Origin of the sequence: Stenotrophomonas sp. (assembly GCF_032066555.1) — a bacterium.
Taxonomy (GTDB): domain Bacteria; phylum Pseudomonadota; class Gammaproteobacteria; order Xanthomonadales; family Xanthomonadaceae; genus Stenotrophomonas.
The window spans coordinates 65233-74871 of the sequence record NZ_DAMBKV010000019.1; the positions used below are offsets into that span (position 1 = coordinate 65233).

Sequence of the window (9639 nt, forward strand, 5' to 3'; positions counted from 1 at the left end):
CCGAGCATGGCTCGGCACTACCGCTCTGAAGCCCCTCTCCCTGCGGGAGAGGGGTTGGGGAGAGGGTAAGCCGAAGCAGCATCACCGTACGACCGGAACCAAGCCAAAGAAACCCAAGGGGCGTCAGCCCTCAGCCAGCACCAGCGCCTTCACCTTCTCAGCCTTCTCGAAATGATCCAGGCGATGGATCGAGATCCACCACGTAGCCGCTTCCATCAACAACTCAGGGTCGTCATTGCGGTTGGCGAAGAACGCATAGAACGACACCCCGACCGTCGGCCCTTTCGCCGCGATCTTCGCATCGCAGACCGCAACGATCTTCTGTTTCAGTGAATCACGCATGGTTGCTCCGGCAGACATCACAGCACTTCGTCTGCATAGCCTAGCCACAACGGCCAGTCATCCGCAGCCGAACGCGGTCGCGGCTCCCACTTCCTGAGCAGGCCCTCCAATGCATGCAGTCCACATCGACGCATCCGCCGTGCCATGCCTGGATGCACTTGCAAAGCAACGCCCGGCAACGTGCAATGGCCCATATGAAGACCAAACTGCTGCTGCCGCTCGCCCTGTTGGCCACGCTGACCGCCTGTACCTCCACACCGGAGCGCAATCCGCTCGCGCACTGGGTGCCGTCGCCGAACTACAACGACCGCCAGCCGGTGTTGATCGTGCTGCACCATACCGAGCAGAACTCGGTGCAGCAGAGCCTGGACACGCTGCGCAGTGCCAACAGCGGCGGCAAGGTCAGCTCGCACTACCTGGTCGGCAGCGATGGTGAGCTCTATCAGCTGGTGGCCGATGGCGAACGTGCCTGGCATGCCGGTGGTGGCCGCTGGGGCGGCTTCACCGATCTCAACTCCACCTCGATCGGCATCGAGATCGACAACGACGGCAGCAGCCCCTTCACCGAACCGCAGATCGCCAGCCTGCTGCGCCTGCTCGAGGACCTGTGCACGCGCTTCAACATCCCGCGCAGCCAGATCATCGGCCACGCCGATCTGGCACCGACCCGCAAGGCCGACCCCAGCCGCTATTTCCCGTGGCAGCAGCTGGCCGAAGCCGGTTTCGGCCTGTGGCCAGACCCGAAGCACGGCCCGGCGCCGGCCGGTTTTGACAGCTGGATGGCAATGCAGGCCTTCGGCTATGCGCTGGACGACCGGGCTGCCGCCGCACGCGCCTTCCACCGCCGCTTCCGCGGCAGCGACACGCTGCCGGCCGAGCTCGATGCCGAGGACGCCCGCATCCTGCATTCCCTGCTGTTGCAGAAGCAGTGATGCGGCCGCTTTGCACTATATTGGTGCAATGACCGACGCCGATTTCTCGCCGACCCCGGAATTGCTGGCCACCCCACTGGTCTGGTGTGGCGCGGATGGCCGTATCCAAGGGGCGAACCCGGCCTTCTGCCGCTGGCTGGGGGTCAGCGTGCGGCGCCTGCTTGGCCAGCCGCTGGTGTCGCTGGAAGCGCAGGGTGAGGTGCTGGCACAGCGCCTGGCCAACCCGGCCACCGACATGAGCCGCCTGCCACGGCTGACCCTGGCCCTGCCAGGCGAGGCACCGCGCTTCGCCGATGGCTGGCTGAGCGCGCTGGAGCAGGGCGGCTGGCTGCTGGAAGCGCACCCGGTGGACGAGTTCCAGGGCGCCGATCCGGCGCAGGTGCTGCCCGGCGCCTTCAGCGCGGCGCTGAAAGGCCTGGCCCATGAACTGCGCAATCCGCTCGCCGGCCTCAAGGGCGCCGCCCAGCTGCTGGCGCGCCGCGCCAGCGGCCGCGATGCCGACGAGCGCGAGCTGATCGAACTGATCGGCGCCGAGATCGAACGCCTCAATACCTTGCTGGAACAGCTGCTGTCGCCGGCACCGCAGCGCCCGCATGCGCCGCTGAACATCCATGCCGCACTGGAGCGGGTGCTGCGCCTGGTCGAGAACGAAGCCGGCTGGTCGGTGCGCCTGCTGCGCGATTACGACCCCAGCATTCCCGAGTTCCCCGGCGACGCCGACCGTCTCACCCAGGCCTTGTTGAACCTGGTGCGCAACGCCATCCAGGCAGGCGCCACCAGCGTCACCCTGCGCACCCGTGTCGAGCACGGCCTGCGCATTGCCGAGCAGCCCTATGCGCTGGCCCTGCGCCTGGAAGTGGCCGACGACGGTCGCGGCGTACCGGAAGAACTGGCCGAGCACCTGTTCCTGCCACTGGTCAGCGGCCGTGCCGAAGGCACCGGCCTGGGCCTGGCGCTGGCGCAGCAGGTCGCACGCGAGCATCGCGGCACCTTGAGCTACCGCTCGCGCCCCGGACACACCGTGTTCACCGTGCTGCTACCGCTGCCTGCCGCTGAGGAAGCGCCGGAGGTGAGCGATGCATAAGTCCACACAGGCTGCGACCGTCTGGGTGGTCGATGACGACCGCTCGGTGCGCTTCGTGTTGACCACCGCCCTGCGCGATGCCGGCTATACGGTCGAGGGTTTCGACAGTGCGGCTGCGGCGCTGGATGCCCTGGCGCGGCAACCGGTGCCGGACCTGCTGTTCACCGACGTGCGCATGCCCGGTGATGACGGCCTGGTATTGCTGGACAAGCTCAAGGCCGCGCACCCGCAGCTGCCGGTGATCGTGATGTCGGCGTATACCGATGTCGCCAGCACCGCCGGCGCCTTCCGTGGCGGCGCGCATGAGTTCCTGTCCAAACCCTTCGATCTGGATGATGCGGTGGAGCTGGCGCGGCGCGCGCTGCCCGAGGCCGAGGAGTTGCCGGCGCCGGTGGTGCCGCCAACACCGGCGGCGAGGGACGAAGGCCCGCCGCAGCTGATCGGCGACACCCCGGCCATGCGCGCGCTGTTCCGCGCCATCGGCCGTCTGGCGCAGGCGCCGCTGTCGGTACTGATCAACGGCGAGACCGGCACCGGCAAGGAGCTGGTCGCCAATGCGCTGCACCGCGAATCCCCGCGCGCCAAAGGGCCGTTCGTCGCCCTCAATACCGCCGCGATCCCGGCCGAACTGCTGGAAAGCGAATTGTTCGGCCACGAAGCCGGCGCCTTCACCGGTGCCAGCAAACGCCACATCGGCCGCTTCGAGCAGGCCGACGGCGGCACCTTGTTCCTGGATGAAATCGGCGACATGCCGCTGGCCCTGCAGACGCGGTTGCTGCGCGTACTGGCCGAGGGCGAGTTTTTCCGCGTCGGCGGCCGCGAGCTGATCCGCGTCGACGTGCGGGTGGTCGCGGCCACCCACCAGGATCTGGAAACCCTGGTCGAGCAAGGCCGTTTCCGCGCCGACCTGCTGCATCGCCTGGACATGGTGCGCCTGCTGCTGCCGCCCCTGCGCGAGCGCCTGGGCGATGTGCCGCAGCTGGCCGAGAACTTCCTGGCCAACGCCGCCCGCCGCCTCGACATGCCGCCCAAGCGCCTGTCCGCTGCCGCCGTCAAAGCCCTGCGCGAGCACCAATGGCCGGGCAACGTCCGTGAGCTGGAAAACGTCTGCTGGCGGCTGGCGGCGCTGGCCGTGGCCGACACCGTATCGGCCGAAGACGTGCAGGCCGCGCTGAACCGCGGCGGTCGCGCGGCAGCCAGCATGGCGGCGGTCGCGCCGCAGCACTGGGATCGGGCGTTGGCCGCCTGGGCGCGGCAGCGTCTGGCCGAAGGTGCCCACGGCCTGCATGCCGAAGCACGCGAGCGCCTGGACAATGTGCTGCTGGAGGTGGCGTTGGACGTTACCGGCGGTCACCGTGCAGATGCCGCAGCGCGGCTGGGACTGGGGCGCAACACCGTTACCCGCAAACTCGGGCCAAGCCGGCGCCGCTGAGTTGCCAGCTCCTTCGGTGCCCGCCGAAGGGCGGTATGTATACTCGGCTCCCCATGGAGCCGACGGCGGCGTTGGCGGATGGGAACGCGCTTATGAACCCTTGTTTCTGCGTGCATTGCAGGGCTGCAGCGGCGTCTCCCGCGCGGGTCCATGAGCAGCTGGCCTTGCCGGCGCGGCGGTCCTACCCATGTTGAGTGCCGAGGCATGGCGCCGGCTGGTCGAATTATTCAGCCAGGCGACCGATCTTCCGGAAAGCGAACGCATCGATTTCGTCTATGCGCAGACGGACGAGACCCCGGAGTTGCGACAGGAGCTGCTGGCGTTGCTCGCTGCCGACGGGGACGCGACACGAAGGTTGCGCGAGCCACTGCAACGCGCGGCAGAAGTGCTGCTGCAGGTGGATGAGGCCGACATCGCCGCAGGCACCCGGTTCGGGCCGTGGTCGGTGCAGCGGATGATTGGCGCAGGCGGCATGGGCAAGGTGTATCTGGCGCAGCGCGCCGATGGTGCCTATGAACGTGAGGTCGCGCTGAAGCTGGTGCGCTCGCAGGCATTGAGCGAACGTCGTCACCTGCATTTCGAGTACGAATGCCGGCTGCTGGCGCAGATGCAGCATCCAGCCATCGCGCAGATCCATGATGCCGGCATCGACCCGGAGGGACGCGCCTACCTGGTCATGGAATACATCCAGGGCCAAGCCATCACCGATTGGTGCGACCAGCACGCATCGAGCCTGCGCGAACGCATCGAATTGCTGGTAAAGGTCGCCGAAGGCGTTCAGCACGCACACCAGAAGGGCGTGATCCATCGCGACCTCAAGCCCGGCAATGTGTTGGTATGCAGCATTGACGGGCAGGCGATGCCCAAGATCATCGATTTCGGCATCGCCATGGAAACCGCGAGTACGGAGATCAGCGGCGGCGGTGGCACGCCGGGGTACATGAGCCCCGAGCAATCGCTGCCGGGCAGTGATGTTGACGCGCGCAGCGACGTGTACTCACTCGGTGCGATCCTCTACGAACTGGCCTGCGGCGCGCGGCCGCAGGCGCCTTTGCTGCAGGTACCATCGCAGCACCTGCGCAGCCTCGCGCCGGAGCGGCAGCAGCAACTTGCCGCTGCGCGCGGCAGCAAGCCGACGCAGCTGCTGCGGGAATTGCGCGATGGCCTGGACGCGATTGCCAGCAAGGCCCTGCGCACCGAGCGAGCGGAGCGCTATGCGTCGGTATCATTGTTGCTCGAAGACCTGCGTCGTTGGTTGCGCCACTATCCGCCACAGGCGGCAGGCCGCACCGGCCTGCTGTCGCTGCGCAAGTTCGTGCGCCGCAATCGGCTGATGGTCGGGGCTGCAACGGCTGTCGTCGCAGTGCTGGTGGCGGGCCTGGTCGCCACGGCCTGGTCCCTGCGCGAAGCACGCCAGGAAGCCGCGCGCGCCAAGGTGTCTTCCGGCTTTCTGGCATCGGTGCTGGACAGCATGGACCCGGCCATGGCCGAGGACCTGGACAAGACCCTGATGCTGCGGGTACTGGACGATGCGTCGCGGCGGGCACCGCAGGATCTGTCTGCCTACCCGGACACGCTTGCGGACATGCGCTTGATCATTGCCATCAACCAGATCGTGCTGGGTGAAGATGAGCGCGCCATCGACCACCTGGAAGCGATACGCAAACTGGCCGACAAACATCCCGGGGTAATGGAGCTGCAACGCCTGCGCGCATTGCAGGTGCTGGGCGATGCCTATGTAGCAAGCGACAGGAACAGCGAGGCGCAAGCGGTACTGGATGAGGGTATCGCCAGGGCACGTGCTGGCGATCCAGCCCACCTCTGGCTGGCCTACGACATGCAGTCACGCCTGTCCTGGGTGCGTTTCGTGCAGGGAAAGGCGCCCGAAGCACTGGCGCTGGCCAAGGAGGCGCTGGATGGCTTCATCCGTATCGCCCCCGCGGATGACCAGCAACGACTGGATGCGGTCAAACGCTATGCGAACCTGCTGTCCACCAGCGGTGATTACGCCCAATCCATCGCCCTGATGGATGACGTGGTGCAGCGGCGCACACGCATCAACGGACGCGATCATCCGCTGACCCTGGTGGCACGACGTGACCTGGTGACGACACGGCTGCGCATGCGCGATTTTGCCGGTGCCGAGCCTGAGCTCCGGCAGTTGCTGTCCGCCTACGAACGCATCTATGGCCCAGACAACGGCTATCCCATCGGTGTGCGCGGCATGTTGGGCAGCGCATTGCGTGAACAGGGCAAGGTGCAGGAAGCAGGGCCGCACTATCGCGCGACCATGGAGTGGAACGCCCGCCGGTTTGGTCCGGAATCGCAATCCACCGTGGTCGCACGGCACAACCACGCCAACTGGCTGCTGGCAGCAGGACAGGCCAGCGCATCGCGGGACGAGCAGAAAGCCCTGCTTGCCATTGCAGATCGCAGCCTGGGCCGCGCCAACCACATCACCGCGGAAGTCCTGCGTGGCCTGGCCGAGGCAGAACTGGCAATGGGGGAGCGCATCAATGCCCACCGGCACGCCAGCGCGGCGCTGGCGGCCATGCGCGAAGTCTATGGTGACCAGCACGAAGGCGCGCTGCGCGATGTTCGGGCCACATTGCAGAAGGTGGAAGCGGCGGAGGCGGGTGCGACTGCCGTATTGGGTGGCGCCGATTGAATGCAACCCGCACTCGACCGCTGCGCCGCAAACAGGCATCGTTGGCACGACCTGTTTACAGCAACACCTTGCCAGGCCAGGCCGTGAGCCTTGTCGGCACGTAATCAAAGGAGTTCCCCATGCGCCAGCGCCTGCTTCTGATCACCGCCACCAGCACCTTGCTGCTTGCCGCCTGCGGCACCAGCCCGCGTACCAAGCCCGAGCCGCCACCGCCGCCGGTGGCGACGGTCAGCACCGCCAGGATGGCCGAAGCCAATCTGGCACCGGCCTCGGCAAGTCTGGTCAGCGGCCGTCTGGCCTTGGTGCCGGAAGCCGGTGGTGTGCATATCACCGGGGTGATCGGCGGTTTGCCGCGCGGCCAGCAGGCGGCCTTCCATGTGCATGAAAAGGGCGACTGCAGCGCGATGGATGCGAGCAGCGCCGGCGGTCACTTCAACCCGGCCATGCAGCAGCATGGCCGGGCCGGTGCCGGCGCGCACCACGCCGGTGACATGGACAATCTTCAGGCCAATGCTGAAGGCGTGGCGAACGTGGACGTTCATCTTCGCGGCGTTACCCTCGGCGGTGGTGCTGCAAACGACGTCGCTGGGCGCGCCTTGGTGGTACATGCGTCGGCCGACGATTACCGCAGCCAACCGGCCGGCAATGCCGGCGCGCGTGTCGCCTGCGCGGTGATCCGCGTGGTGCGCTGAGCGGGCCCATTGCGTCCGCCCATCCCGATTCGATCCAGACCAGCAAGGGAGTTACCCAGATGCGATTGATCCACACCAGCCTGTTCCTCGCCAGCGCCCTGGCGCTGACCGCCTGCAACAAGGGCGCAGAGCCCGATGCGGCACCGGCCGATACCGTTGCAGCGCCGGCGGCAACCGCGCCTGCTGCCGACCCGGCGGCACCGCCGGAAATGGCCAAGCCGATCGCAACCGCACAGTTGCAACCGACCAAGGACAGCACGGTCGCCGGCACCATCAATTTCAGCCTGGTTGATGGCCAACTGCGCGCCAGCGGCGATATCACCGGCCTGAAGCCGGACAGCGAACACGGCTTCCACATCCACGAGAAGGGCGATTGCAGCGCGCCGGACGGCACCAGCGCCGGCGGCCATTTCAATCCGGGCAGCAGCGAGCACGGCAGCATCAGCGCGGCGATGCATCACGGCGGCGACATGCCCAACATCAAGGCCGACGCGCAGGGCAACGCGCATATCGACGGCCCGGTGGCAAGCAACGTCAATGTCGGCGTGGGTGATGGTTTCGACATCGTCGGCCGCGGCCTGATCGTCCACGCCGACCCGGACGACTACAAGACCCAGCCGACCGGCAACGCCGGCGCACGCCTGGCCTGTGCGGTGATCACCAAGGTGCAGTGACGGTCTCCCTCCCTTTCGCGCAGCGAAGGGGAGGGTTGGGGAGGGGTGCTTTGGCTTTGGCTTTGGCTCTAGCTTCGGCTTTGGCCTTCACCTTCGCACCTGCTCTCCACTCAGCGCTATCAAATTGATCAGCCGCTGAGCTTTCCGGTCGGAAGACCGAGGCCAGGCAAAAGGCAACAGCAACTGCACCTGCACCCCTCCCCAACCCTCCCCTTGCCTCCGGCAAAGGGAGGGGGCAGGTCGCGGCGAACATCAACTTGCTGCATGCACGGCCCCCTCCCTTGCGCAACGCGCAGGGGAGGGTTGGGGAGGGGTGCTCTTGCTCTTGCTTTTGCTTCACCCCGCTTCAAAACAGAAAAGGCCGCTTGCGCGGCCTCTCTGCATTCACCAGCGCACACTCAATGCGCCAGCAACGCCTTCGCATCCTGCCCGGCATGCACGTGCACATACAGCACGTCGATGCCATGCGCTTCCAACACCGCGGCCATCTGCCGCTGGCGCATCATGTACTGCTCGTACACACGCTGCAGGCGGTCGCAGTCATTCTTGTCCTGCGCGTAATGCGCACACCAACCCGCCGGATCGAACAAGGCCATCCGCACTTCGCCGCCGACGTAACGCAGCAACGGTTCGGGTGAGGCCTCCAGCCATTGTTCTTCGTTGGGCGCGAACATCGCCGTCTCCAGTATCGGCCACAAGTCCGCCAGGCCCTGGTTGTCGTACTGCATGGCCATCATCGCGGCCAGGTCGTTGACGGTGAAATAGCGCGCATGTTCGATCTGCGCGGCAAAGCTGTTCTGGGCCAGCAGCGCGGTGTCCGGCTGTGCCATGCCATTGGCCAGCAGCACTTCTTCCAGCGCATCACGCACCTCATGGCGCACCGCCGCTTCGCCGCCAGCCAGCACGAACGGCAGCAGCCGCAGCGCACCGCCGGTCAGCGCAGCATCGGCCTGCAGCGGCAGCGGGATCTCGCCATTGGCATCGGCACCAAACGCCAGCAGGCGCGCACCATGATTGCGGCCGGGGGCACGCATCTGCAGCTCTTCCAGGCGCCGATGAATGGGCAGGCCGGGGCGCAGGACTTCGGCCGGGTCGAAATGCGCCGCGGCGAAGACCAGGTCCAGTTCGCTGACCTGCGGCACCAGCTTGGTCAGGTCGCGGCCGATCAGCGCCGCCAGTTCACCAGCCTGCTCGGAGCCCAGGGCTGCCTTGCCGGGCTGCTCGCCGCCAGCCAGTTCCAATGCCACTACGCCAAGGGCGTTCACGTCGGGGTTTGAATTGCTCATGATTCGCGGTTGGCCCATCACGGCCTCGAAGCTACACTCAACACCATTATGCCTGCTATCGCGTGCAGGCCACTTTGAACACTCTTTCCCATGTCAGGTACCCGCATGCCCAGCGCTCGACCCGTCGCCATCCTCGGTGGTGTCCGCATTCCGTTCTGCCGTCAGAACACCGCTTATTCGGACGTTGGCAACCTTGGCATGTCGGTCCGTACGCTTGGGGCGCTTGTTGAACGGTTCGGCCTGCATGGCCAGCAGTTGGGCGAAGTGGCGATGGGCGCGGTGATCAAGCATCCCAGTGACTGGAACCTGGGCCGCGAGGCTGCACTGTCGTCCGGGCTGTCGCCGCTGACCCCGGGCATCACCCTGCAACGTGCCTGTGGTACCTCGCTGGACAGCATCATCACCGTTGCCAACAAGATCGCCCTGGGGCAGATCGAATCCGGCATCGGCGGTGGTTCCGATACCACCTCCGATGTGCCGATCGTCTACGGCAAGAAGCTGCGCGCGCGCCTGCTGGCGGCCAACCGCG

At 66.6% G+C, this 9639-nt stretch carries 8 protein-coding genes and 1 pseudogene; 7 read left to right on the forward strand and 2 right to left on the reverse strand.

Going from position 1 to position 9639, the window contains the following annotated elements:
• Nucleotides 1-123 precede the first annotated feature (123 nt).
• Entirely contained in the window at nt 124-342 is a 219-nt protein-coding gene (locus RT131_RS16830) for a DUF6500 family protein (RefSeq protein WP_312916429.1), read from the reverse strand.
• A 185-nt stretch (nt 343-527) separates the two neighbouring features.
• Between RT131_RS16830 and RT131_RS16835 the strand changes: the two genes are divergently transcribed.
• The 6 genes from RT131_RS16835 to RT131_RS16860 all read left to right on the forward strand — a co-directional run bounded on the left by RT131_RS16835 (nt 528) and on the right by RT131_RS16860 (nt 7824).
• Nucleotides 528-1274, forward strand: a complete 747-nt coding sequence (locus RT131_RS16835; protein WP_313173918.1) for an N-acetylmuramoyl-L-alanine amidase — start codon at nt 528-530, stop codon at nt 1272-1274.
• 28 nt (nt 1275-1302) lie between these two features.
• Nucleotides 1303-2358, forward strand: coding sequence for an ATP-binding protein (locus tag RT131_RS16840; RefSeq protein WP_313173919.1), 1056 nt, complete (start codon nt 1303-1305; stop codon nt 2356-2358).
• Nucleotides 2351-3790 carry a nitrogen regulation protein NR(I) gene (gene ntrC / locus RT131_RS16845; RefSeq protein WP_313173920.1) on the forward strand — a complete coding sequence of 480 codons (1440 nt, stop codon included), beginning with the start codon at nt 2351-2353 and terminating at the stop codon, nt 3788-3790. The genes RT131_RS16840 and ntrC overlap by 8 nt, the downstream gene beginning before the upstream one ends.
• Nucleotides 3791-3977: 187 nt before the next feature.
• Complete coding sequence (locus RT131_RS16850) at nt 3978-6458, forward strand: serine/threonine-protein kinase (RefSeq protein WP_313173921.1); 2481 nt, start codon at nt 3978-3980, stop codon at nt 6456-6458.
• A gap of 119 nt (nt 6459-6577) precedes the next feature.
• Entirely contained in the window at nt 6578-7150 is a 573-nt protein-coding gene (locus RT131_RS16855; protein WP_313173922.1) for a superoxide dismutase family protein, read from the forward strand.
• 59 nt (nt 7151-7209) lie between these two features.
• A complete protein-coding gene (locus RT131_RS16860) occupies nt 7210-7824 on the forward strand; it encodes a superoxide dismutase family protein (protein WP_313173923.1) in 615 nt (204 codons plus the stop codon).
• Nucleotides 7825-8222: 398 nt separating this feature from the next.
• Here the strand turns inward: RT131_RS16860 and RT131_RS16865 are convergent, their stop codons facing one another.
• Nucleotides 8223-9110 carry a hypothetical protein gene (locus RT131_RS16865; protein WP_313173924.1) on the reverse strand — a complete coding sequence of 296 codons (888 nt, stop codon included), beginning with the start codon at nt 9108-9110 and terminating at the stop codon, nt 8223-8225.
• Nucleotides 9111-9200: 90 nt separating this feature from the next.
• Between RT131_RS16865 and RT131_RS16870 the strand changes: the two are divergent.
• Nucleotides 9201-9639, forward strand: a pseudogene (locus RT131_RS16870) (acetyl-CoA C-acyltransferase); the annotation flags it as partial.